The sequence below is a fragment of the Flavobacterium sp. KMS genome (genome assembly GCF_000813005.1).
Classification (GTDB): Bacteria; Bacteroidota; Bacteroidia; order Flavobacteriales; family Flavobacteriaceae; genus Flavobacterium.
Window position 1 is genome coordinate 103,608 of record NZ_JSYP01000015.1, and the last position, 26,005, is coordinate 129,612.

At 31.9% G+C, this 26,005-nt stretch carries 28 protein-coding genes; 13 read left to right on the top strand and 15 right to left on the bottom strand.

Going from position 1 to position 26,005, the window contains the following annotated elements; genetic code table 11:
* Positions 1–18: 18 nt before the first annotated feature.
* A complete protein-coding gene (locus OA93_RS15920) occupies positions 19–453 on the top strand; it encodes an META domain-containing protein (RefSeq protein ID WP_039114398.1) in 435 nt (144 codons plus the stop codon).
* 284 nt (positions 454–737) lie between these two features.
* On the opposite strand, the gene OA93_RS15925 is transcribed toward OA93_RS15920, so the two are convergent.
* On the bottom strand, positions 738–1,091 hold the full coding sequence (locus OA93_RS15925; RefSeq protein WP_039114399.1) for a helix-turn-helix domain-containing protein: 354 nt from the start codon (positions 1,089–1,091) through the stop codon (positions 738–740).
* A 108-nt stretch (positions 1,092–1,199) separates the two neighbouring features.
* Between OA93_RS15925 and OA93_RS15930 the strand changes: the two genes are divergently transcribed.
* On the top strand, positions 1,200–1,832 hold the full coding sequence (locus OA93_RS15930; protein ID WP_039114400.1) for an NAD(P)H-dependent oxidoreductase: 633 nt from the start codon (positions 1,200–1,202) through the stop codon (positions 1,830–1,832).
* 351 nt (positions 1,833–2,183) lie between these two features.
* On the opposite strand, the gene OA93_RS15935 is transcribed toward OA93_RS15930, so the two are convergent.
* Positions 2,184–2,636, bottom strand: a complete 453-nt coding sequence (locus OA93_RS15935; protein ID WP_240474743.1) for a hypothetical protein — start codon at positions 2,634–2,636, stop codon at positions 2,184–2,186.
* A 327-nt stretch (positions 2,637–2,963) separates the two neighbouring features.
* A complete protein-coding gene (locus OA93_RS15940) occupies positions 2,964–3,599 on the bottom strand; it encodes a hypothetical protein (RefSeq protein ID WP_039114401.1) in 636 nt (211 codons plus the stop codon).
* 619 nt (positions 3,600–4,218) lie between these two features.
* Between OA93_RS15940 and OA93_RS15945 the strand changes: the two genes are divergently transcribed.
* The 5 genes from OA93_RS15945 to OA93_RS15970 all read left to right on the top strand — a co-directional run bounded on the left by OA93_RS15945 (position 4,219) and on the right by OA93_RS15970 (position 8,159).
* A complete protein-coding gene (locus OA93_RS15945) occupies positions 4,219–4,764 on the top strand; it encodes a DUF4494 domain-containing protein (RefSeq protein WP_039114516.1) in 546 nt (181 codons plus the stop codon).
* 666 nt (positions 4,765–5,430) lie between these two features.
* Positions 5,431–5,919, top strand: a complete 489-nt coding sequence (locus OA93_RS15955) for a hypothetical protein (protein ID WP_131474492.1) — start codon at positions 5,431–5,433, stop codon at positions 5,917–5,919.
* Positions 5,920–6,245: 326 nt separating this feature from the next.
* Positions 6,246–6,641 (top strand): hypothetical protein, encoded by a 396-nt coding sequence (locus OA93_RS15960; protein ID WP_039114405.1) that lies wholly within the window; start codon positions 6,246–6,248, stop codon positions 6,639–6,641.
* A gap of 370 nt (positions 6,642–7,011) precedes the next feature.
* Entirely contained in the window at positions 7,012–7,488 is a 477-nt protein-coding gene (locus OA93_RS15965) for a hypothetical protein (RefSeq protein WP_039114406.1), read from the top strand.
* A 266-nt stretch (positions 7,489–7,754) separates the two neighbouring features.
* Complete coding sequence (locus OA93_RS15970; protein ID WP_039114407.1) at positions 7,755–8,159, top strand: hypothetical protein; 405 nt, start codon at positions 7,755–7,757, stop codon at positions 8,157–8,159.
* Between the two features lie 241 nt (positions 8,160–8,400).
* Here OA93_RS15970 and OA93_RS15975 read toward each other — a convergent pair whose 3' ends face one another.
* From OA93_RS15975 to OA93_RS15985, 3 genes are all read right to left on the bottom strand, one after another.
* Complete coding sequence (locus OA93_RS15975) at positions 8,401–8,823, bottom strand: MgtC/SapB family protein (protein WP_039114409.1); 423 nt, start codon at positions 8,821–8,823, stop codon at positions 8,401–8,403.
* Positions 8,824–9,209: 386 nt separating this feature from the next.
* Positions 9,210–9,917, bottom strand: coding sequence for a response regulator transcription factor (locus tag OA93_RS15980; RefSeq protein WP_039114410.1), 708 nt, complete (start codon positions 9,915–9,917; stop codon positions 9,210–9,212).
* Positions 9,890–10,885, bottom strand: coding sequence for a histidine kinase (locus OA93_RS15985; RefSeq protein WP_039114412.1), 996 nt, complete (start codon positions 10,883–10,885; stop codon positions 9,890–9,892). The genes OA93_RS15980 and OA93_RS15985 overlap by 28 nt, the downstream gene beginning before the upstream one ends.
* A 185-nt stretch (positions 10,886–11,070) precedes the next feature.
* Here OA93_RS15985 and OA93_RS15990 point away from each other — a divergent pair, with 185 nt between their 5' ends.
* The 3 genes from OA93_RS15990 to OA93_RS16000 all read left to right on the top strand — a co-directional run bounded on the left by OA93_RS15990 (position 11,071) and on the right by OA93_RS16000 (position 13,444).
* Positions 11,071–12,051, top strand: coding sequence for a hypothetical protein (locus tag OA93_RS15990; protein WP_039114413.1), 981 nt, complete (start codon positions 11,071–11,073; stop codon positions 12,049–12,051).
* 12 nt (positions 12,052–12,063) lie between these two features.
* Positions 12,064–12,273, top strand: coding sequence for a hypothetical protein (locus tag OA93_RS15995; RefSeq protein WP_039114415.1), 210 nt, complete (start codon positions 12,064–12,066; stop codon positions 12,271–12,273).
* Between the two features lie 283 nt (positions 12,274–12,556).
* A complete protein-coding gene (locus tag OA93_RS16000) occupies positions 12,557–13,444 on the top strand; it encodes an S-adenosyl-l-methionine hydroxide adenosyltransferase family protein (RefSeq protein WP_052259476.1) in 888 nt (295 codons plus the stop codon).
* Positions 13,445–13,511: 67 nt separating this feature from the next.
* Here the strand turns inward: OA93_RS16000 and OA93_RS16005 are convergent, their stop codons facing one another.
* From OA93_RS16005 to OA93_RS16025, 5 genes are all read right to left on the bottom strand, one after another.
* Positions 13,512–14,567: an NAD(P)-dependent alcohol dehydrogenase gene (locus tag OA93_RS16005; protein WP_039114417.1), complete on the bottom strand. Its 1,056-nt coding sequence runs from the start codon at positions 14,565–14,567 to the stop codon at positions 13,512–13,514.
* 74 nt (positions 14,568–14,641) lie between these two features.
* Positions 14,642–15,046, bottom strand: coding sequence for a cupin domain-containing protein (locus OA93_RS16010; protein WP_039114418.1), 405 nt, complete (start codon positions 15,044–15,046; stop codon positions 14,642–14,644).
* 189 nt (positions 15,047–15,235) lie between these two features.
* Positions 15,236–15,652, bottom strand: a complete 417-nt coding sequence (locus tag OA93_RS16015) for a cupin domain-containing protein (RefSeq protein WP_039114518.1) — start codon at positions 15,650–15,652, stop codon at positions 15,236–15,238.
* 188 nt (positions 15,653–15,840) lie between these two features.
* Complete coding sequence (locus OA93_RS16020; protein WP_039114419.1) at positions 15,841–16,713, bottom strand: AraC family transcriptional regulator; 873 nt, start codon at positions 16,711–16,713, stop codon at positions 15,841–15,843.
* A gap of 564 nt (positions 16,714–17,277) precedes the next feature.
* Complete coding sequence (locus tag OA93_RS16025; RefSeq protein ID WP_039114420.1) at positions 17,278–17,961, bottom strand: Crp/Fnr family transcriptional regulator; 684 nt, start codon at positions 17,959–17,961, stop codon at positions 17,278–17,280.
* A gap of 177 nt (positions 17,962–18,138) precedes the next feature.
* Between OA93_RS16025 and OA93_RS16030 the strand changes: the two genes are divergently transcribed.
* Positions 18,139–18,510 (top strand): glycine cleavage system protein H, encoded by a 372-nt coding sequence (locus OA93_RS16030; RefSeq protein ID WP_039114421.1) that lies wholly within the window; start codon positions 18,139–18,141, stop codon positions 18,508–18,510.
* Positions 18,507–19,103: a methyltransferase domain-containing protein gene (locus OA93_RS16035; protein WP_039114423.1), complete on the top strand. Its 597-nt coding sequence runs from the start codon at positions 18,507–18,509 to the stop codon at positions 19,101–19,103. The genes OA93_RS16030 and OA93_RS16035 overlap by 4 nt, the downstream gene beginning before the upstream one ends.
* Positions 19,104–19,186: 83 nt before the next feature.
* Here OA93_RS16035 and OA93_RS16040 read toward each other — a convergent pair whose 3' ends face one another.
* Complete coding sequence (locus OA93_RS16040; protein WP_039114424.1) at positions 19,187–19,720, bottom strand: 5'-nucleotidase; 534 nt, start codon at positions 19,718–19,720, stop codon at positions 19,187–19,189.
* 84 nt (positions 19,721–19,804) lie between these two features.
* Between OA93_RS16040 and OA93_RS16045 the strand changes: the two genes are divergently transcribed.
* Positions 19,805–20,554, top strand: coding sequence for a DeoR/GlpR family DNA-binding transcription regulator (locus OA93_RS16045; protein WP_039114520.1), 750 nt, complete (start codon positions 19,805–19,807; stop codon positions 20,552–20,554).
* Positions 20,555–20,864: 310 nt separating this feature from the next.
* On the opposite strand, the gene OA93_RS16050 is transcribed toward OA93_RS16045, so the two are convergent.
* From OA93_RS16050 to OA93_RS16060, 3 genes are all read right to left on the bottom strand, one after another.
* Positions 20,865–21,239 carry a hypothetical protein gene (locus OA93_RS16050; protein WP_131450984.1) on the bottom strand — a complete coding sequence of 125 codons (375 nt, stop codon included), beginning with the start codon at positions 21,237–21,239 and terminating at the stop codon, positions 20,865–20,867.
* A 170-nt stretch (positions 21,240–21,409) separates the two neighbouring features.
* Entirely contained in the window at positions 21,410–22,843 is a 1,434-nt protein-coding gene (locus tag OA93_RS16055) for a TolC family protein (protein WP_039114428.1), read from the bottom strand.
* A complete protein-coding gene (locus OA93_RS16060; RefSeq protein WP_039114430.1) occupies positions 22,836–26,003 on the bottom strand; it encodes an efflux RND transporter permease subunit in 3,168 nt (1,055 codons plus the stop codon). Before OA93_RS16060 ends, OA93_RS16055 begins: the two co-directional genes overlap by 8 nt.
* Between the last annotated feature and the right edge of the window lie 2 nt (positions 26,004–26,005).

Genomic DNA, 26,005 nt, shown 5'->3' on the forward strand with positions numbered 1-26,005 from the left:
GTTCTAAAATCTTATTTTATGAAAAACTACGTACTACTTTTCGTTACTGTTTTAACACTCTCTTTTAACTCATGTACAACGATGAAAGACACTACAAAAACTGCAGATCTTTACAATACCTCTTGGGAACTAGAATATATTTCTGGTCCTCGTATCGCTTTTGATGGTTTATATCCTGATAAAAAACCTTTTCTTAAATTTGATGAAACTACAAAACAAGCATCTGGAAATGCAGGATGTAATGGATTTAGTGCTCCATTTACATTAAAAGGAAAAACACTAACATTTGGGGAACAAGGTCCAACAACTATGATGTTTTGTGAAGGTGGTGGAGAACAAACATTCTTGCAAATGATTAAAAAAATCAATGCCTACTCTATTGATAAAGATGGTAAACTTAATTTATTACTAAATGACGTCCCAATGATGAGATTTAAAAAAGTAACTAAATAATCTTAGAATCTTAAAAACAAAATCCCTCAATATAGAGGGATTTTTTGTTTTTAAGATTTTAAGTTACAGAGGTTCTGAGCTACAAAGGTTCAAAGGGAAAAAATTTTGCGGTCAAATCTTTTGCCACTCCCGAAGCTTCGGGATAAGAGGATTAAATAGATTCCGAACTTTGCGAACATAGCGTAACCCTTTGCGAACTTTGCGGTTAAACCCCTACTACATTATATTGAGAGTATATACTATCCTGAAATTTCAGGACTGAAATTAAAAACTGAAACTGAATACTATTTTTCCATTATTCTCTGGCGATGTTTAATACCCCAATCTGCGATTACTTTGGTAACATCTTTAAGCGTTGCACCATATTCAGTAATTTCATATTCTACCATTATAGGCTGAGTACTTAAAACGGTTCTGGTTATAAGAAGATTTACTTCTAACTCTTTTAAATCTCTACTAAGCATCTTACCAGAGATACCTTTAATCTCTTTTAATAAGTCCGAATAACGCATTTTCTTATAGCATAAACAGGCAATAATCGATATTTTCCACTTACCGTTTAATATATCCACCACATCCTGAATGGCCATTACTGTGCTATAGCACTGTTTTAATCGAATATCATTTTCTGTTTCCATACCATGTTACTTGGTTACTCATTTGTCACTATTACTTTTCGTTACAAAGTTACAAAAAGTAACAAGCTTTTATCTAGATTTGTACTTCCTAATTAAAAATAATTAAAGATGAATTTAATAGACACATTAAAGTGGCGATATGCTACTAAAAAAATGAACGGTAATAAAGTACCGCAAGAAAAATTGGATTATATACTGGAAGCTGCCAGACTTGCTCCATCTTCTTCGGGATTACAACCATATAAAATTTTTGTAATTAGCAATCCAGATTTATTAGAAAAAATAAAAGCTATTAGTTGGAACCAAAGTCAGATTACAGATTGTTCTCATTTATTAGTTTTCGCAGCTTGGGATGGTTATTCGCTTGATAGAATTACTGCTGTATTTAACAAAACTCTTGCCGAGAGAGGTTTGCCAGCTGATACAATGGATGATTACAAGAAAACACTTTGGGGACTTTACGAACCTCTTTCTACAGAGTGGCACGCAAATCACGCAGCTCGTCAGGCTTATATCTCTATGGGAGTTGCAATTGTAGCTGCTGCTGAGCAAAAAGTAGATGCTACACCAATGGAAGGTTTTATTCCTGCAGAAATGGATAAACTTTTAGGTTTAGAAGAGCAAGGTTTAAAAAGTGCGTTATTGTTGCCTCTTGGTTACAGAGATGAAGCTAATGACTGGCTAGCTAACATGAAAAAAGTAAGAACTCCAATGGAAGAGTTTGTTACTGAAATTAAGTAAGCTTTTTTAGGTACAAAGGTTCAGAGTAGCAAAGGTTCAAAGGGTTGTATTGGTGTTTAAGGTGTATATATTGAATTTTCATTTTCAATAAATATATTTCAAAATCTGTGTCATCCGCGTTCCCTTTTAGACAATCTTTGTCGAAAATACTTGGCTTAAAAAGCTTAACTTAATGACATTGAGCGTCGGGATAGGGAGAAATCTATTTAATCCTTTTAATCTGTGGCAAAAGATTTGACCGCAAAATTTTTCCCCTTTGAACCTTTGAATCTCAGAACCTTTGTGCCTTAAAAAACCTTTGAACCTTTGCTACTCTGAACCTTTGCACCTTTAAAAAGAACCTTAAAAAACTTATTTTTTTATCTCTTGAAATATAAATTCAGCATCATTGTAACTTATAGGAATGTCTGGAGCAAAACAAGGCAGACCAAGATATGTGGTTATGACACCTTTTCCTAAAATTAATTTATTGTCTTTTTTTAATAACGAAATCGGAACTCTTTTTAGGTCACCTCCATAAGTTCTACAATAAAATTCCCCAAGATATACATCCTTTTTGATGTTACCTTTTATACTTCCAGAATCTTTCGTTGTTTCTCCGTACTTTATTTCGTATTGACCATAAAATCGGTCTTTATTTATCACAATTGATAAAACTGCAGTATCATTATTTGTACTTATTGCCTGATAAACAACTTGCTTTTCTATAACTTTCTTTTCTTTTTGGTTACAACCAATTAACAATAAAACTATCCCAAATAAAGCAATTGATTGGGCTACTACATACCTTTTTATCTTTTTCAAATACATATTTTGATTATTTCGTTCCCTCAAAAATAAGAAATAGTTAATTAGTTCAGTTATTTATTTTTAAAGTTATAAACATTCTGAAAATCATAAATCTATACCAAACGAAAGCTTTTTTTAAACTCGAATCAAGGAATTTTTTATTGAGAGTAAAGACTATATCAAAGTCAAAAAAGGTTCAGAATGATATGAAGTAAAAATCTTTGCAGATCCTAAACCTTTTCTAAATAAAGAACCCAACTACATTTTGTAATCGGGTAAACTTTAAAACCAAAAAATAAAAAACAACCAAATAAAAACATTAATAATGATTACCACCAATCATTATAACATATATTCTTTTGCAGGGACTAAATCGGCATTACGATTTAAAAAATTTGCTAATAATTTAAAAGAGATTCCTTTTAAGTATTCCTCGAATGAAACATCAAATATTGATTTTTCTTTTAAAGAGAAAATCAATATTAAACTATTGCTATCTATATAATCCTTATGGGGTTTATTACTATTATTGAGTTTCTTATTAAGGAATTCTGCATGAGGCATTTCGTTAATAAATTTCTGCATCATAACAGCATCTATAAATAAACTAAAACCAAATGTCTTTTGATTTACTGCGGGTTCATAAGCATTTTCGACTTGATTATTTAAGATGGTCAAATCTAAATTTATTGCATCGTTTATTTCATCATCTAAATCGCTAAATTCAGTTAGATTATAATCAAATATATAAAACTCTTCCTCTGATGTCAGTTTACTCATCCTTATAGGGCTAGTTAACGTATAATCGCTAAAAAGTACCGAAATACCAGGCGCTACTTCTATAAAATAAGTATGTCCGGTTCCAATTGCTTCTGGAATAACAATGATTTTATCATCAATAAGTTCAGCATTAATTCCATCAGCAAACGACCGTTGCCATTGCGGTTTTAATGAGTAAAAATGTGTGGTATTTTTCATATTTTATATTTTAAGAAATATTCCTGAATATTTCAAAATGGAAATAAATAGTTTGAACATATCTGGATAAATTATTGGGATAAAATTAATATAAGTACATTTAAATATAACTCCTTTTAAATCAAAAAAACATCAAAAAAAGCCACAATTTCAACAAATAGCAACTAATTTTTTAATGATATTAAAAATTACTTATAATATCACAATTCACACAACATATAAAAAGAATAACTAAATTAAAGCAACGTGACCATAACTGTTATATTAAAATAAATCTTCGTGAGATTACAATACATTTATAAAAATAAGATATAGTTTATTGTGACTTAATTCATAAGCAATATCGTTAATTAATTTAAAATTTTCGACTTTATAGGTAATAGATTTACTAAGCATTTATTTCGCATCAAAAAAAATAATAGGATTAATCTAAATATTTTCTATAAAATACAATCATTGCTTAAAATCTCTTTATTATCTAATATACTCTGTAACAATAGAGTAAAAAACACAAGAAACCGAATGTTATTATTTGATTTAAATTGTGAATATCTATTTTACGAATTGTCGATTTCTTTTTCTTTAAAATCTATCTTTGGTACCCTTAAAAAAAAAAGAAATGAGCACAATTTGGTACGAATGCAAAGTAAAATATAGAAAGACTGATGATACTGGAACACAAAAGGTTACTACAGAACCTTACTTGGTAGATGCGTTATCATATACAGAAGCAGAAACTAGAATTAATGAAGAAATGTCTGCTTATATTAGTGAAGAATTTAAAATCACAAATATAAAAATGGCTAATTATGCCGAAATCCACCCTTTCGAAAATGCTGATCGTTGGTTTAAATCAAAAGTATCTTTAATGGCTTATGATGAAGAAAGCGGTAAAGAAAGAAGATCAAATATGTATATTTTGGTTCAAGCCAATGATGTAAAAGAAGCTTACGATAACACAATTGGTATTATGAAAAATACCATGGGAGATTATACAATCCCTGCTATTGCAGAATCGCCTATTATGGATGTTTTCCCATACTTTAGTGGCGAAGAAGGAGAAATGGAACAACTAGAAAGATTTAATGCACTTAAAGCATCAAAACCTGAATTAGTTGCCGCTGGAGAAACTGGTGACGACTTTGTAGGAGCTGAAAGTGAATAATATTTTTAGCGTTTAGAATATATGAAGAGGACATATTTTTGTCCTCTTTTTTATTTAATTAAAAAACGATTATGAGCAATTATTTTGAATCTCACATTTTTTATTATCTTTATTTCTAACTTATCTAATTAATAATTTTTTATACCCTGATAAAATTTACAATGAAATTATCTTTAAACCCAAATTACATTAGATCATCAAATTTCATTTTTATTTCTGTAGGTCTTGGAGTTATTAATTTCTTACTTTCTTCGGATATACTTTCTTCAAAATCGACAACGATTATAGGTATAATATCCCTTTCCTTGCTCTTTATAGTAGGATTACTAGTTAGGTTTCAAATCACTTGGGTTAAATATTTGCTATTAGCTTTAATTCTCATTGCTTTTAATAGCCTCCCAGCATTTATAAAAGAACAATTAATGACTCATCCCTTAAATGCTATATTTACAATATTACAATCTATAACGCTAATTTATGCGACCATTTTGTTGTTCTTTAAATGGTTTTTATATAAACGAAACAAGTAGGAACTGAGGTCTATTTGAGTTCCTACTTGTTTCTACTTTGTTTACAGATTTAGATTGTGGGTGCGAAGTCAGGGGGCTTTCGTACAGCACACACTACTAATTTATTTATTCATTAGAATTCTTTGAAGACCGAGTTATGAGATTAATATACTTTTTAGCAATTAGTTTAATGATAGTGGCATGTAATGACAAAAAGAAGTCTAAGGATAATGCTATAAATTTAGCAGAAAACTATGATGGTTATGGCATTATTCGATTTACGTCCAGTTCAACAGGCTCTATAAGATATTTAGAGTTTTATCCTTTATTAATTGAAAAAGATGATAAAATTGACTTCAAAGATATAAGCAAATTTAATATTAAAAACGGACTTGTTTTACGACAGACAAATAAATCTATATTATGGCAAAGTCTAATAACAACTAAGAATATTAAATGGGACGATGAGGGCTATGGATTAGCATTGATTTTAATCAAATACCATAAAAAAAATAATGCTCATAAATTTGTAAATGAATTTGAAAGTTATTTAATTTTAAAAAATCGTAATATAAAAGTTAAAATGTTTGACCCTGAATCTAATAAAATTGAGATTGATAATTTTAAAGTAATTCAAGGAATATAATTTTAGAATATTATTCCTGAAGTTTTCTTTCCCTCGATGCCCACTTCAAAAAAGCAAGTACAAGTTTAAAGTATGTATGAAGAAATTTGAATTGTTTAAATAAATAAAAATGACTTCGCGAATATTTTGACGAGGCTTTATATATTTCGTTTGATTATGAGTGGGAAGTCGGAGACGTTCACACTGCACTCGTTAGAACACTTTGGAGAGCAGGTGGATTACAATTAAGACGACAAGAAGATAATTTTGGCAATTTTTCAAAAGGGAAATTAGTTTAGAACTTCAATATCAAGAAAATAATTATCCAATAAATTATAAAAAAATCAATGAAGAAAATAGTAATTTTAATATGTTTATCTATTCAATTTTCTTGTACCAAACAAAATGAACTCAAAACTATTTTTATAGCCAAAGAAAATGAATATTGGCAATATAAAGATGATTGTCAAAGTCATGGAGTTTATTTTAAATTCAATAAAAAAGGTGATTATGATAAATATAATAGGTTCATTAACGGTGGTTTTGATTTATTCAATAACGATGGCGATTTAATAAGTGGTCCAAGATCTTGGGGTATAAAAAATGATTCTACATTCGTTTGGGATGATGAAGATTACAAAATAGAAAAATGTAATCCCAAGCAAATAATACTATCTTATTATCACTATAAAGAAAAAAACAGAAAATGCAAAATAACCCTTAATAAAGTATTAGACAAATAAGCTAAAAAAGTCAAACTTCAAAGGTACCCGACTACTAGGCTAGGATATGCATAACGATAAACCTGACAGCTCGGATATACACAACGATAGCGCTGATTTGCAATCAGTGCCCGTAATCTAAATCGATAATCTTCAAGTAAAATATGTAAATTCTTTTTGTGTCCGTAACAAATACCTCATGCAGATGCAGTGCATATATAAATTAAATGAGTGAGCTTTAGGCGTAGGATTAGGAATTGCTGCATGGCCAAAAACAGGTCACACAATTGGTAAATATCTTGTACGTTCAGTAATTCAAGGTGCTAGAAAGTATTAATACTGCTGAGTCACCAATAGACCCAACAGTGTTTGGACATTAAAATATAAAATTATGAAATTAGAAATAAAATTATGTTTGCTTTTTATATTACTTACCTGTATTACTTGCGATGGAACATTGGGCGGCTTTTCTACTATCCGTTTTCCTACATCAAAAGCAAAAATTAAAATTGCGATTGATAGTTTGTATTCTAAATATCCCGAATACAAAATCCCAAGCAAATGGGATGATAATGATAACTGGTCAAAAAGAGGGTATGATTTTTTAGAAAGTCACATATTTTATTTTAAAGATACTCCCGAAGAAATGTATTACATCTCTTTTATTGGAGATGAAGAAACATTTAAAGATACTACACATATAGATATTGCTATTCGCTCTGTTTTTACTAATCGTAACCAAAAATGGTTAAAACAAGAAGAATTTGGTAAAGATGAAGAAAATAGAATTCAAACAAGATTTAAAAACGAAATAGTTTCCAAACTTGAAAAATATACAAATACAAAATCAAAGGATTTAGAAAATTAATATGTCTGACTCGACCACTCAGGTATGCGCAACGATAGCGCTGATTTGCAATCAGTACCCGTAGTCTAAATCGATAATCTTCAAGTAAGATATGTAAATTCTTTTTGTGTCCGCAACAAATACCTCATGCAGATGCGGTGTATATATAAATTAAGTGAGCGATAATAGTTTTTGTTCGACTACGTCTAATTTTAAAATAGGTAAGGAAATTAGTTTAGAGCTTCAATATCAAGAAAATACTTATCCAATAAATTATAAAAAAATCAATGAAGAAAATAGTAATTTTAATATGTTTATCTATTCAATTTTCTTGTACGAAACAAAAAGAACTCGAAAGTATTTTTATAGCCAAAAAAAATGAATATTGGCAATATAAGGATGATTGTGGTAGTAGTCATGTTTATTTTAAGTTTAATAAAAAAAGAGACTATGATAAATATTTAAGCAAGCCTATAAATGAGGGTAAAGGTTTTGATTTATTCAGCAACGATGGAGATTTAATAAGTGGTCCAAGATCTTGGAGTATAAAAAATGATTCTACATTCGTTTGGGATAATGAAGATTATAAAATAGAAAAATGTAATCCCAAACAAATAATACTATCTTATTATCATTATAAAGAAAAAAACAGAAAATGCAAAATAACACTTAATAAAGTATTAGACAAATAAGTTAAAAAAGTCAAACTTCAAAGGTACCCTGCTACTAGGTTAGGATATCCACAACGATAACCCGATTTCCCTGCCCGTAAATAATATTAAAATTAAAGCAACTCATAATCAAGTTGCTTTTTTAATACAAATTAAATCAACATCCTCATTCCATAAAAAAACAATCGATTCCATCATGTGTGCTTAAAAGAAATTTAACTGCTAAGTCATACCTCACTTCTTTCATCTAATATGCCACTCCTTACTTCCTATTTCTTAACCATTTATCTACAGGTTCAAGAACCGTGTTCACGATAGTAACTAAGAATGTACAAATTAATGCTTCGGCAAAATAACCTGAAGCCGCAATACAGCCAATAGCAGCACTACACCATATTGTAGCTGCCGAGTTTAATCCATGTACATTTGGTCCTTCTCTAAAGATCACTCCTGCTCCCAGAAAACCAACTCCCATAACAACTTGGGCAGTAATACGAGTTACATCAATATTTGGTGCAGTTGCTGCAACTTTTATAGACAATAATACAAAAGCAGCAGCTCCTGTTGCGACCAGCATATTGGTTTTTAAGCCAGTTTCTTTATGATGCCATTGTCTCTCAAAACCTATAATTAACCCTGCGAAAAGGGCTATCACTAGTCGGGTTAAAAATTCTGTTGTAGTCAAAATAATTACTTTTTATGATTAAAAATCACTTTATATAAAGATATTTAATTTTTTAAAAATATAAGAGTTAAGTAATTAATATTATTCGAAGTATAAGAACATCAATTGAATCAAATCTTGATTTTTTCAACTTTCGATAACATCCGAAGAAATACTTGCAATAACCCAGAACAATTATTCTACTGAAAACCAAGACTTAATAGGTATCATTTCAAAAACTATTCTATGTTCTATTTTATAATTTGAAACCAAATATTAAAACAAACGATACTTCCAATACTTTTTTATCATGACGTTGTAAAACTTATACTTAACAATTTCTGTAGAAATAATATAAAGAACATCCATGTTAAGATGGTGTAAATGGTAATACAAATACAACCAAACTATAAATTTAAATTATCAACCAAGATTTGATATTTTCTTCCAATAGGTAAAACCTCACTATTACTCATAGTTAAAGTTCTGGAAGTTAGTGCTTGTATAGCTTTTGTATTTACAATAAATGACCTATGAATTTGTATAAAATTTACGCTATCAATATCTGTAGCAATACTAGAAAGTGAACCATATATTATAATAGGTATATCTAGCTTGTTACTAAATAGTTTCATATAGTTACCTAAACTTTCAATGTAAATGATATCCTTTAATAAAATATCTGTCATCTGACCGTTTACACGATAAGAAAGTACATCCTTAACACTAGTATCATTCTTATTTTTTTTACCCAAAAAATACGCTTTTGCTTTGGTTATTGCTTTTGCAAATTTTTCTATAGAGATAGGCTTGAGTAAATAATCTATAGCATCATTTTCATAAGCCGAAAGGGCAAAATCAGAATAAGCTGTTGTTACAATTGTAAGCGGGCGATTGGGCTGAAGTTCCATTAACTCTACTCCTGATATAACTGGCATATTAATATCCAGAAAAATAATATCGTACGTGTTTTCGTTCAGCATTTTTAGAGCTTCCATACCACTAAATGCACTACCAGAATGCTCTAAATCCTCATATTTTGCAATATGCGAAGCTAGCGCTTTGTGAGCAGGAGTCTCATCATCTATTATAAGGCAGCGGTAGGTAAATCCCATATATTTAATTTTATACTGAATAAATCATCCTCTTTATTGCATTTAAGCTCATGTTTTAATCCATAAACTTCAAGCCGTCTTTTAAGGTTTTCAATCCCTATTCCGGTACTTGAAAGTCTGGAACCATCTACCAAAAAATTATTCTTTATCGAAAAGGATAAGTTTCGTCCCTTTACAATTACATCCAGAATAATGTAAGGCGCTGCCGTTTCTCCCGAAAATTTAACCGCATTTTCTACTAATGGCAAAAAGAACAATGGCGATATTTCTATTCCTTCAAAATGGCCTTCATAATTTTGAGAAATCGAAAGGCGTTCATTCCTAAAAGTATAATACTCTACATATTTTTTAATAAACTCTACTTCCTCTACAAGCAATACAAAATCTTTTTTGGTTGCTTCTATCTGATACCGAAGCATATCTGATAAATTTAAAATTCTATCCGGAAGTCTTTCTGGTGCAACCAATGATTCTCCATAAAGATTATTCATTGCGTTAAGCAGGAAATGAGGATTTAATTGCTGCTTAAGAAAGGAAAGTTCCGATTCATAATTAATAATATCCTTACTCGTTTGCGAGATTTTATCAACAATCCATAAATGCAGAAAATAGATTCCTGTACCATTGCAAACTAATGAAAATACAGATAATGTTTTAAGTCTTCCTAAATCAGCATATAAAAAATACCACGACATCAGGAAATAAAAACAAATCCAATAGATAATAAAAAGGACAGTAAAGGTTTTATACTTCTTTTCGAAAAATAACATTTTAATTAAAAAAATATTACTGATTAATACCCCAAAATACATTGGTAAATAGCCTAAACATATTTTCTTAAAAAGGTAAAACCAGTCTACTTCAATACTAAACTCATCATATACACAAGCCAAAATAATCCCTACAACAAGAATATTTATTATGATGTTTCGTAGAAAAAAGTTTTGATAAATTTTAAAAAATTTCATGTGTGCAAAATTAGCTTAATATTTAATTTATAACCTTTTATAATGCCAAAATTATACAAACGCCATTGGTATAAATCATACGCCATTAGTATAATTGTTCTATTATAATAAGTAGCTACAAACTACATTTGCTTCCGATTTTTACTAGCCTACATCAAGGCATTTACGTTTTTTATACCAAACTCATGAAAACAATTATTTATTTTATTCTACTAGCTTTAACTTCTTTACATGTTATAGGTCAGGAAGATAATAAAACAATGAAAGGCTTTGTTAGAGCCGTAAAGGAAAATTTTCCTATTACCAGAACTTTCGATTTGCAATATGACCAATTCGGACCTACGAACTATGATGCTAAACTCTTTGGTCAAGACTTGGAAAAAGGAAGATTTGACAGCCATAATAGATTAAAACTAGCTGTAAACTTGCCCTTATATAAATCGCAAACACAACGATTTATTGTAACAAGCACATTTAACTATAAGTATGAATCTTACGGATTTGGCGATGTTTATAATTTTGACTCTAATATAACCCATACTCGACCTACACAAGATTTTCACTATCTCGCTGGAGCATTAAGCGCTACCTATGTTTCGTCTCTTTTTAAGAAACCCATCATTTACAACACAACCGTAATTGTCGATGGAAATCAAGAAAACGTACAACGAATTAAAGGGTTTGTTACTGCAAGTTTAGTCATCAAGAAAACACCAAATACGACTATTACGATTGGGCTTTTAGCAATTGCAGATCCATCATCTATAGTTCCTGTTGCTCCTTTATTTAGCTATAATCACCACTTCTTAGATTCTAAATGGGAAATTAATGTAATCCTGCCTAAGAGTATTCTTTTCAGAAGAAGTTTGCTAGAAAACGGACGTATTTCGTTTGGAACAGAGTTTGATTCGGAAAATTTCTATCTGAATCTAAAAACCCCGCAGTTAAACGGAATCTACGAAGTAAACTCTCTTGAATTAAAATCTGGCGTAACCTACGAATATCATATTGACAGAAAAATTATAGGCACATTTAAAGCCGGAATAAACAATGTTTTAAGCACTCGTGTTACCGAAAGAGGCGAACGAACCGACAAATATATTTATGACAACAAACAAGATTCTCAAGGCTATTTTAGATTTGGTATATCTTACAATCCATTTTAAAAAAGAGAAATCATGATTGAAATTTTTAAAACAAACGTTCAAAACGAAACTGAAACAACTGTAATTATAAAAAGTATTCAAGACTATTTTCAGGACCATAAAATTAATTTTGACTTAGAAGATTGCGATAAAATACTACGAATTGAAGCCAATGAAATAGAATCAAATAAAATTATAGAACTACTTAATATCCTTAGCTATGATTGTGTTAAACTAGATTGATTTTTTTTAAGGTTCTGAGAGGCTAAGGTTCTAAGGCACTGAGACTAGATACTTTTTGCCACAGATTAAAAAGATTAAAAGGATTCTATCCCAAAGCTTTGCGAACTTTGCGTATCCCGACGCTTCGGGATTGCGTCCTCTGCGGTTAAATACATATAAAACTTTGCGACCTTTGCGTAGAACTTAGCGTTCTCTGCGGTTAAACACACATAGAACTTTACGGTTAAATACACCCAAAACTTTACGTACTTTGCGGTAAAACATCTTCTAAATACGATAAAAAATGAAGTTACGATTATTACTTTTTTTGTGTGCTGTTACTTTTAATGGCTTTTCTCAGAACAACGTATTGGTTTTTCAATCTGATTTTGGGTTAAAAGACGGTGCTGTATCTGCTATGAAAGGAGTTGCAATGGGCGTTTCTACCGATTTGAAAATATTCGATTTAACACACGAAATCCCAGCTTACAATATATGGGAAGCTGCCTATCGCCTATCCCAAACAGCACAATATTATCCCACAGGAACAGTATTTGTTTCTGTTTGTGATCCCGGAGTAGGAACAGCAAGACATTCGGTTGTATTGCTTACTAAAACAGGACATTATTTTGTAACTCCAGATAACGGAACTTTAACTTTGATAGCGGAACAATTAGGAATTCAGGAAATTCGCGAGATTGACGAAGTCAAAAATCGTCGTCAGGACTCAAATGAATCATATACTTTTCATGGTCGTGATGTGTATGCATATACAGGCGCGCGTTTGGCATCCAAAACAATTACTTTTGACCAAGTCGGACCAAAATTACCTAATGAAGTAGTAAAAATAGAATACCAAAAACCTGTTTTCGAGAAAGGAATTATCAAAGGAGGAATTCCGATTTTAGATATTCAATATGGAAATGTCTGGACAAACATCGACAAAAAAACATTTGCTAATTTAGACTTGAAAGCGGGAGATTTAGTGAAAATTCAAATCTTCGATGGAACTAAAAAAGTATATGACGGCAAACTAAAACTAGTACATACTTTTGGAGAGGTAAAAATCGGAACCGATGTTTGCTACTTTAATAGTCTCTTAAACTTTTCATTGGCAGTAAACCAAGGTAGTTTCTCCGAAAAATATAAAGTTTATAGCGGAGCAAATTGGAATATAGTAATCAGCAAATAGCTTAATTATTAAATAAAAAAAGGTGTTCATCATTACAATGAACACCTTTTTTAGTTTTTAGAATTCTCTAGTTTTTAAGAGAAGCCATGTCTATTACAAAACGGTATTTTATATCACCTTTTAATAATCTTTCGTAAGCATTATTTACATCATTTACGCCAATAATTTCTATATCTGCGGTGATGTTATGTTTCGCGCAAAAATCAAGCATTTCCTGAGTTTCGGCAATTCCACCAATAAGAGAACCAGAGAAACTTCTTCTTCCTAATATAAGACTAAATGAAGTTACAGGAAGTGGATCCATCGGAGCACCAACTAATGTAAGCGTTCCATCTACTCTAAGTAAATTTAAATACGCATCGATATCATGTTGAGCCGATACACAATCTAAAATAAAATGAAGGCTTTTAGCGTGTTTAGCCATTTGTTCGGCATCGCTAGATAATACTACTTCGTCTGCTCCCAAACGTTTAGCATCTTCAGTTTTAGATAATGAAGTAGTAAAAACTACAACATGAGCGCCCATTGCTTTTGCAATTTTAATTCCCATGTGTCCTAAACCACCAATACCTACAATACCTACTTTTTGTCCAGGACCAACTTTCCAGTGTTTTAAAGGAGAATAAGTTGTAATACCAGCACAAAGTAAAGGTGCAACACCAGCAAGATCTAATTTATCGGATATATGAAGAACAAAATTTTCATCTACAACAACACTCTCAGAGTATCCACCAAACGTTTGTCCACCTAAATGTTTATCCGGAGAATCAAATGTAAGTGTACTTCCTGAATCGCAAAACTGCTCTAAATCTTCTTTGCAATGTTCACACTCTCTACAAGAATCGACCATGCATCCTACTCCAGCTAAATCTCCTACTTTAAAGTTTTTTACATGATCTCCTACTTTGGTTACTCTACCTACAATTTCATGTCCCGGAACTATTGGGTATGTCGTACCGTGCCACTCGTTTCTAGCTGAGTGAAGATCAGAATGACAAATTCCGCAATACAAAATATCAATTTCTACATCATGAGCCGTTACCGCTCTACGTTTAATGTCTAATGTTTTTAATGGTGCTTCAGCAGCTTCAGTACCAAATGCTTTTATGTTTTTTGTTTCCATAGTTTTATAGTTATATTTAATTCTTGTTTACAAACAAATTTAAACTCAGTTTTTAAATAGATTCATTGCTAAAATTATTTAGAAAAACTGTTGTATTCTTCATCAGTAACTTGTTCCATCCAAGTTCCTATGCCTTTATCAATCTCGGTAATAATTGCTATATGCGAGAATCGACTATTTGGTGTTGCGCCATACCAATGTACTACCCCTGGCAAAATGGTAAGAACTTCTCCTTTATGAACCAATCGTATTGGTGTACCTCTTTCCTGAAAATATCCAACACCTTCAGTCGCAACAAGCAATTGCAAAGCCGAGTTAGTATGCCAATTATTTCTAGAACCTGCCTCAAAAGCAACTTCTTTTATAGTAGTATTACGTGGCTGAATATCGCTAGTACGTTTTTTATAAGAAACCTCACCAGTAGTATATTTATTAGGGACTATTCCTTCTTCGATAACTGTTGTATAATGTGTTGACATAAATTAGTTATTTGTTGTAGTTTAATTTATTATTTAATGCTAACCCAATAAAAATGCAACCAATTTAAAAACAGTAAATTACAAAAATATTCTCTTATAATAATGTAGAGAACAAAAATTTAAGAATTACTTTTTTTAAGCTTGTTTTTAAATTAATATTGGATGAAACAACACACCTATACCTTAAAATTATTTAAAGCTATTGTATTGTTCGTCAGTTACTCTTTCCAGCCAATCTACAATACCATTTTGAGTATTAGTACTTATTGCTATATGAGTAAATTCACTCTCTGGAGATGCACCATGCCAATGTTTAACATCTGGTAAAATAGAAACAACATCACCTACATTAAGTAACTGGATTGCTTTTCCTTCTTCCTGATAGTACCCTACTCCATGAGTAACTATAAGAACTTGACCTCCGGGATGAGTATGCCAATTGTTTCTTGCGCCAGGCTCAAAAACTACATTTCCCATAACAACATTTAGTGCGCGATTATCAGGAACAAGAGTTTTTATCCAAGCATTACCAGTAAAATAATCTGCTGGTGCAGGATCTCCTTTGGGGAAAATTGTAGTATCGATTTGATCTGCTTGATTTTTCATAATTTTTCTGGTTTTATACATCAGATAGAAACTAAATCTAGAAGTAGTGGTCAATAATAACTTCGACCATATCATTTAGCTAAACAATCTAATATTGGTTAATACTAATTATTTCAATGCAAATTTACTTTGGCAAAGACATACAGATATAACGATTATCAAACAAAAAATTAAGAATTTCAAACAATCTACACTCTTAAAGTTTTAGGTATTGTTCCTGTAAGTCTTTTAAAGTAATTATTAAAGTAGCTAGGATACTCAAATCCTAACGAATATCCGATATCAGCAATACTCCAATCCGTATGTTGCAAAAGTGCTTTTGCTTCACTAATTATTCTTTCAGTAATATGTGCTGTGGTCGATTTTCCAGTAATTTCTCTCACCGAACGATTCAGGTGATTTACATGCACAGCAAGATTTTGAGCATAATCCTGTGGTGTTTTTAACTTAAGCGGTTGGTTCTTGGTTTCTATAGGAAATTGTCTTTCTAAGAGTTCAAGAAAAAGAGTTGTTATTCTCGAAGATGCATTTTTATGCTTAAAGAAATTTTCCGAAGGTTGCATCTTAAGTGCCTCATGTATAATAAGGTTGATATAATTACGAATTAAATCATCTTTAAATATATAGTCAGTATTTTGTTCCGAGAGCATTTTCTTAAACATTGTAGCAATAAAACTCTCCTGTTCAGCAGTTAAAGAAAAAATAGGTGTCCCTCCTATTTTAAATAATGGAGATTCGTTAAGACTCTGAGAACGATCTTGCTTCTTTATAAAATCTTCTGTAAAAACGCAGGCATATCCATTATAAGATGGCGATATAATTTCCCAAGAGTAAGGAATATGAGGATTACCAAAAAACAATATAGTACCATCAGTCTCAATACCTCTGTCGGCATAATGAATAAAACTTTTGCTAGTATTAATGCATATCTTATAAAAATCTCTACGATTATAAGTAGGAATAGCATTAACACCACTTTTTACTTCATACACCTTAAAGCCCTTTAACTTTAAGTCATTAGTAGTAAAATCCGAAGCCTGAGTAACAATTTGATTATCCATGCAGCAAAGTTAAGAAAATCAAATATAACTTGATTTAAAATTATTGCAATCAGTTTGTTATTATTTACCACAAAATTAAAGTATTAAAAACAAAAAATCCGTGTCATCCGTGTTTTCGCTTTAGCGAATCCTTATCATCCGCGTACCATTTTCGCAAAGAATTAGCCACAGATTTATAAAACAAAAAATCCGTATCATCCGTGTTTTCGCTTTAGCGAATCCGTTTAATCCGCGTTCCATTTTCGCAAAGAGTTAGCCACCGATTTATAAAACAAAAAAACAAAAAATCCGTGTCATCCGCGTTTTCGCTTTAGCGAATCCGTTTCATCCGCGTACCATTTTCGCAAAAAGTTAGCCACAGATTTATAAAACAAAAAATAGAAAATCCGTGTCATCCGTGTTTTCGCTTTAGCGAATCCGCATCATCCGCGTACCCTTTTCGCGAAGAGTTAGCCACAGATTCAAAGGATTAAAATAATTCTAATACATACTGGGATTTAAAAACATTGCGAACATTGCGTATCACTTTGCGCCCTTTGCGGTTAAATACCACACAACAAAAAACTAATAAAAATTGGCTATTAATGTAAGTTGTTTAAGATCTAGTAATTGTATTTTCCGACCTTCCATCCAGATAAGATTATCTTCTTTAAATTCATGAAGTACTCTTGCCAGTGTTTCATTTGCAGTACCTGCCATGTTTGCCAAATCGGCTCTGGAAAGCATTATAAAAACCTTTTTTTCGATATCACTTATTTTATATTTATCATGCAATATCAGTAAACTAAGAGCGACTCTTTCCCTTACAGTTCGTTGAGATAATACAGCCATTAAGTTTGCCATAACACTAAATTCATGACTTAAACTTTTTAATAATAATCTGGAAAAAACTACCGAAGTGTTCAGAATATGAATAAAATCGTCTTTAGAAATAAATGAAATGATGGCATTTTCTATAGCAACAGTAGTATCTCCATACGATTCCTCGCTTAAAATGGCCGAATAGCCAAAAAATTCTCCAGGATTGTAGATGTAAATTATCTGTTCCCTGCCGTCGTTATCAACTTTGTATTTCTTTATTTTACCAACCTTAACATAAAAAATACCTGTAGGCAAAGTTCCTTCAGTAAATATAGCTTCATGTTTGCGATATTTTTTATTATGCATAACCTCTTCGAGCATATCCTTATCATCTTCAGGAAGCTCATTTAAAAGATATTGGTTATTAAAAATAAATTTTGATATCATAATAAACTCAAAGTTAAGCTATTTTCTTTCCTACTTTGTAAATATTGATTTAAATCAAATTTAAGCATCATTTTAGTCGTTATATTCTATTTTCAAGCTACTTACCTTTGTTTTATTCAAAAATTAAGTCACATTATACATTTTATAATAAAATGATATAATATAAAAACAAAAATTATGTTTATTCCTAGAAGTCTTTATTACACTAAAGACCATTTGTGGTTACGAAAAATTGGATCATGCGATTTCTATATCGGTATTACAGATTATGCTCAAAAAGAAATTGGAAAAATTGATTCAGTTGAACTAAAACTAGAAAGCAATACTATTAAAAAAGGCGAAACATGGGGAACTATTTATGGTACAAATAAAACTTTTACCCTTATCTCCCCTTTAGATTGTGAAATCACAGTAACTAATTGTATCTTAGAAAAAAATGCATCGCATATTAATACCGATTCTTATTATAATTGGCTCTTAAGAGTAGTTATCACAATAGATAACAGTACTTTTTTGACCAATGAAGAGTACATACAGCTAACAAAATGATTTTTAAAAACCTAAGACAAAATATTGATATCGAAGATAGTACATTTAATCAATTGTACCCAACTCGTATTCAAAGACTTTCTGAACGACATTGGACACCAGTAGAAATAGCCAAAGTTGCAGCCGATTACCTAGTCGACAAACCTTATAAAAAGGTATTAGACATTGGTGCCGGAGCAGGAAAATTTTGCTTAGTGGGAGCTGCATCTACAAGAGGCTTTTTTTATGGAGTAGAACAAAGAGAATCACTCATAAAAGTATCTAAGAAAATAGCCGAAAAACACGATATAAAAAATGTAGAATTTATTCATTCAAATATCGATCAAATCTCATTTTCAGATTACGATGCGTTTTATTTCTATAACTCCTTTTACGAGAATATAGATATTACCTGTCCGATAGATAAAATCATACTTCCAGAAAAAGAATTGTTTCACACCTATTCTAATTATGTGAGAGAACAACTCGGCAAAACTCCCAAAGGCACAAGGCTCGTAACCTATTGGAGTACTTGGGAAGAAATTCCAGAAAGTTTTGACCTCGAAGAATCTGCCTGCGATGGAATATTGAACTTCTGGAAGAAAAAATCCTGATTCTTTATTGCAATTTATACAAAAAAACCTGCCCGAAAATGATTTTCCGGGCAGGTTTTCTGCTTTAATAATAAAAGCAATAACTATACTGCTTTATTTAAAACTGCAACAACTTCTTTCCAATTGTTAACCCTTAAATGATGAGTTTGGTTTATATTATGAAACGCCGTAAACATAATAGGTTTTCCTATACAATAATCCAGATTCTTAGCATGATCATCAATCATATAATCTGTATTAATAATTCTTTTGCTTCCGCATAAAATAATATTTTCCCATTTTATAAAAGGAAAATGCTCCTCAAGCCAGAATACTTTTTCAGAAAGAGACATCGGAAACTCCATGGCTGCAGAAACTATAAAAAGCTCATAGTTTTCTTGTAATTCAAGTAAACTCTCCACAGCATTAGGCATTACAGGTAATGTTCTAAAAAAATTCTCCGAATTTAAAATCCTACGCAAAATAGCTCTCTCCTTAAAAGCTTCCTCTTCAGTTAGCCCCTGAATACTATCTTTTGTAATCGCAGTTCCAAATTCATTATTATAATACGTGATTAAATGCGCCTCAATATCCGCAAGTACGCCATCCATATCGATAGCAATTGTTTTCTTATTCATGATAAATTATTTTGCGACAAATTTATGCAAAAATTGCAATATATTGCAATTTTAACTTATTTTTGCAATATAAATCCGCAACACATGAAAAAGGAAGAACGTCAGAACGTAATTTTAGAATACCTTTCCAAAGAGCACAGAGTAACGCTAATAGAGCTTAGCGAATACTTAAACGTATCCGAAGATACCGTAAGACGCGATGTAAAAGAACTTTCTGATCAGGGATTACTCAAAGCAGTACGAGGCGGTGCAGTAGCTCCATCGCCAATACCGCTACATTATAGAAATAGAGAAAAACATGACCTCGAAAACAAAAAAATTATTGCCGAAAAAGCAATATCATTCCTAAAAGATGGTCAGGTAGTATTTATCGATGGCGGAACAACCTCAGTAGCATTAGTGGCAAGTTTTCCTTACGATTTAAAAATAACAATCATTACAAATAGCTTTCCAGTTGCGGCATTAGTAGAAGATTTGCCTAATATCGAACTAATTTTTGCAGGCGGAAAAATGTGCAAAACATCATTTGCAACCTCCAGTATCGAAACAATAGATTTCTTCAGAAACTTTAGAGCCGATGTCTGTATCTTGGGAGTTTGCAGCATACATCATGAACGCGGAATTACAGGCATTATGTACGATGATTCGCAAATTAAAAAGAACATGATACAAAATTCAAATTTTGTTATCGCATTAAGTTCTATCGAAAAAGTAGGAACTGCCGAAGCTTATTTTGTTTGCCCAATCAAAGACATTAATGTTCTCGTAACAAATAATGATCCCGAAGACAAACTATTAAAACCTTATAAAGACGCAGGCGTAACAATAGTCTAATACTATTTATAAGGAGCTAATCCAGCCATACACTGTATCTTTGCTTGCCTAAAGAAGGCAAACAAAGGATGCCGTTACTGTCTGGGCTAGGACTCCCGTTTTCCTAACAAATATAAGTTTAGACAAATCTTTACTACCTAAAAATCCTTTCAAAATCAAGATTCTGAAAGGATTTTACCCTTGTAAAAGTTTAAAACTTTGACTAAGGTTGTAATGGAGAATTTAATAGTGAATCAAATTGCAGAATCAGTTTCAAAATACAACATAACATACAAAATAAAGTCTCCCAGAACTCAACCTAAAATATCGTTTAATGAAAAGTAAACTTCTCTTGTTGCTTTAAAATTCCAATACTAATTTTTCCATTTTTTTTTAAATATGGACTTAAAATAATATATTTCTCTCCGGGATAAATTATACTATAACTAAATGTGGTGTCTATTAATTTTATTTCTAAGTGATGTATTCCTTCTTCATTTATAAAAACTTTAATCGTTTCATGTGTAGGAACAACATTGGTAGATTTTAAATATATTTCCTTAACTTTCTTCCTGTCTAAATTTATTTCAACTTTCAAGTCATCGAGCTGGCTATTTTTTGGCTGTTCAATCGAGATTATAAACTCTTTATTAGTACAACTTATCAAAAAAAACATCATTATAATTACTATTGTAAACTTTCGCATTATTGATTAATTTTTTAGAAGTTTTTAAAAATAAATTTAACCTTATAAAAGTACTAATTTACTCAACAACAACTTTCATTTTAAAAAACTTCATTTCCATTAAATACACAAAAAAACCTCTTGAAATTTTACTTTCAAGAGGTTTTGTAATCTAAAACAAAATTGCTTTTCTATTTCCAACCACCACCTAAGTCTTTATAAATATAAACTGCAGCATTAAGTTGTTCTTTTTTAGTATCTATTAATTCCAGTTTAGCTTCCAGAGCATCACGCTGCGTCATTAAAACTTCAAAATAATCAATTCTGGCAGATTTAAATAAATCATTAGAAATATCAATCGATTTGTTTAACGCATCTACTTGTTGCGATTTTAAATCATAACCTTTTTGAAGGTTATCTATTTTAGAAAGCTGATTAGAAACTTCTAAATAAGCGTTCAGAACCGTACGATCATAATTATACAAAGCCTGAAGTTGTCTTGCATTTGCACTTGCAAACTCCGCTTTAATCGCATTACGATTAATTAATGGCGCAGCTAAATCTCCTGCTAAAGAATAAAGCAATGACTCTGGCATAGTAAACAAATATGATGGTTTAAATGCTTGTACACCTATTGCAGCCGAAATATCTAGTGACGGATAAAATTCGGCACGAGCTACTTTTACATCCAGTTTTGCAGCCACTAACTCTAACTCTGCTTGTTTAACATCTGGACGATTCGCTAACAACTGCGACGGAATCCCAGAACTAACCGATGAAGGCAACAAAGCCAAGAAGTTACTATTATCTCTTTTAATCTCTTGAGGATAACGTGCTAACAAAAAGTTGATTTTATTCTCTGCTTCTTTTATCTTCTGAAGAATCTCGAATTCCATACTTTTTGAGGTTAAAACTTCAGCCTGAAATTTCTGAACACCCAATTCTGTTGCTCTTGCTGCTTCCTTCTGAACTTTTACAATTTCCAAAGCATTCGTTTGCAATTTTATCGTCTGCTTTACGATTTCTAGTTGGCTATCAAGAGCTAATAATTCATAATAAGAATCAGCAACTTCTGCAATAAGATTTGTAATTACAAAGTTTTTCCCTTCTACAGTCGCTAAATATCTGCTTACTGCTGCTTTTTTAGAATTGCGCAATTTTTTCCAGATATCAACTTCCCAATTTGCATAAGCCGAAATAGTAAAATCACCCAGTGGATCTGGCGTTTCTCTACCAGGAGTTATTTCAGTAGAAGCATCACCAGCACCCTGGCTAGTATATCTTCCTACTTTCTCTACTCCTGCACCAGCACGTACGCCAACAGTTGGCAACAATAATCCTTTTTTAACACGAATATCATTTTTGGCAATTTCTATTTCTTGCAAAGTGATATTTAACTCCTGATTGTTTTTTAGAGCAACATCTATTAAATCTACAAGGTTCTGATCTTTAAAGTAATTATTCCACTTAATAGCCGACATATTTATCGTGTCTTTCTTGTCTCCAAAAGACTCAGGAACTGGAGTCTTTGGAGTTTCTGCTACTGTTTCTGGGGTCTTGCAACTTACTACAGCAAGACAAAGCCCTAAAGCAATAGCATATTGATGTAATTTGAATTTATACATGATTGTTATCAATTTCTTCTGTTAATGGGTTTTCTTCTTCATGTTTTACCAGCTTGTGTTTTTCGGCAATTCTACCAAATATGTAATACAATCCCGGAATAACAAATACACCACAAATTGTACCTATAAGCATACCTCCGGCAGCGGCAGTACCAATGGTTCTGTTACCAATTTTACCTGGTCCCGTAGCAAAAGCAAGCGGCAATAATCCAGCGATAAAAGCAAATGAAGTCATCAAGATAGGACGGAACCTCGCTTTCGCTCCCTCCATTGCGGCTTCAAGAACTGATTTGCCAGCGGCATGCCTTTGTATAGCAAACTCTACAATCAATACGGCATTTTTACCCAATAAACCAATAAGCATTACCATGGCAACCTGAGCATAAATGTTGTTTTCTAATCCTGTTATTTTTAACAGAAGGAAAGCTCCAAAAATACCTGCCGGCAATGAAAGAATTACAGATAATGGCAAAATAAAACTCTCATATTGGGCAGCTAAAACCAAATACACAAATCCCAAACAAATCAAGAATACCCAAATTGCCTGATTACCCTGTGCAACTTCATCGGCAGAAATACCTGCCCAATCAATATCATATCCTCTAGGTAGCTTTTTGGCAGCAACATCCTGAATTACTTTAATAGCTGTACCAGAACTGTATCCCGGAGCTGCACCACCACTAATTTCTGTAGAATTGTACATATTATGTCTTGTAATTTCTGAAAGACCGTATACTTTTTCTAATTTCATAAATGCCGAAAATGGCACCATTTCATCATGGTTGTTTTTCACATAAAGTTTTAAGATATCATCAGGTTGTGCACGATATTCTGGAGCAGCCTGTACGATTACCTTATAGTTAATTCCGTATTTAATGAAACTAATTTCATAGTTACTTCCCACAAGAGTAGATAACGTATTCATCGCATTTTCGATAGAAACTCCTTTTTGTTGTGCCAAATCATTGTCTACCTTCATCATGTACTGAGGAAAACTCGCACTAAAGAAACTAAACACATTAGATAACTCAGGTTGTTTGTTTAATTCTTCAACAAACTCTTTATTAACAGCTTCCATTTTTTTGAAATCTCCCGAACCTGTTTTATCAAGCAAACGAAGTTCAAATCCTCCTGCAGCTCCATATCCTGGTACCGCTGGTGGTTGGAAAAACTCAATATTTGCACCTGGAATATCTTTCGATTTTTCTTCCAGTTCTGCCATAATCTCCACTACAGATTGTTTACGATCGTTCCAATCTTCTAAGTTAATCAAACAAGTTCCTGCATTAGATCCTGTACCTTCTGTCAGGATTTCATAACCTGCAAGGGCAGATACTGATTTTACACCCTCTACATCTTCAGATATTTTTTGCAGTTTTAATGCAATATCATTTGTTCTTTCTAATGATGAACCTGGAGGTGTTTGTATAATAGCATAAAACATACCCTGATCCTCATTTGGTATAAACCCAGAAGGAACTGTGCTACTAATAAGCCATGTTCCTGCACAAAATCCTAGAAGTGCAATAATAGTAACAGCTCTTCTATTTACAATTTTGGCCAATACATTTTGATATTTGCCTTGAGCAAGATTAAACTTGTTATTAAAACCATCTATAAATCTGTTTACAGGCGTTTTCTTTTTAGGTTTACCATGATTATTTTTTAACATCATTGCACAAAGTGCTGGAGTTAAAGTCAAGGCAACAATACCCGAAAGTATAATTGCTGTAGCCATCGTGATAGAGAATTGTCTGTAAAAAACTCCAACAGGACCAGACATAAATGCTACAGGAATAAATACCGCAGCCATCAGGAAAGTAATTGCAACAATAGCACCCGCAATCTCATGCATTGCTTTTTTAGTTGCTTTAAAGGCTGAAAGATGTTCTTCTTCCATCTTGGCATGGACGGCTTCGATTACCACAATCGCATCATCGACGACGACTCCAATCGCCAGAACCAACGCAAATAATGTGATTAAGTTCAATGAAATATCAAAGAATGTCATAAAAATAAAAGTTCCAATTAAGGAAACTGGTACTGCAATCGCAGGAATAACCGTAGAACGCCAATCGCCCAAGAAAAGAAATACAACAAGTCCTACCAGAATAAAAGCTTCGATTAAAGTATGAATTACTTTTTCTATAGAAGCATCTAAGAATTTAGAAACGTCGTAAGAGATTTCATAATTCATTCCTTTTGGAAACTTTTGCTTAATTTTTTCAAGTTTAGCTTTTACATCTTCAATAACCTGATTTGCATTACTTCCAAAAGATTGTTTTAATACAATCGCTGCAGATGGCTTTCCATTTAAATTAGAATAAATATCATACATCGAACTACCAAATTCAACTTTGGCAATATCTTTTAAACGCAAAAGCTCTCCGCTACTATTAGATCTAACTACTATATTCTCATATTGCTCTTTTGTTGTAAAACGACCAGAATATTTTAATACATACTCAAATGCCTGAGAACGTTTACCCGAACTTTCTCCTGTTTTACCAGGCGAAGCTTCTAAACTCTGGCTTGATAATGCCTCCATTACTTCATCGGCAGAAATTTTATAAGCCAACATACGATCAGGTTTTAACCAAATACGCATTGCATATTCACGAGTACCTAAGATATCTCCTGATCCTACTCCATTTACCCTTTTTAATTCTGATAGTACATTGATATCTGCATAGTTGTACAAGAACTTCATGTCGGTATTTTTATCCGTACTATAAAGATTCACATACATCAACATACTAGGAACTTCACGCGTGATCTTTACACCTTCACGAACTACCAATGGAGGTAATTTATTCGTAACCGAAGCTACTCTGTTCTGAACATTAATGGCTGCTTGGTTAGGATCTGTTCCTAAATTAAAAACCACTTGAATACTTGCTTCACCGTCATTTCCTGCATCAGAAGTCATGTATTTCATTCCCGGAACTCCGTTTAAAGCTCTTTCTAAAGGAATAACAACCGATTTAATCATCAATTCGCCATTAGAACCAGGATAATCTGCTGTAACATTTACCATCGGTGGAGAGATGGAAGGGAATTGTGTAATAGGTAAATTCATCACCGACAATATCCCTAAAAAGACAATTATTAGCGATATTACTATCGACAGTACAGGTCTTTGTATAAATTTATTAAACATTT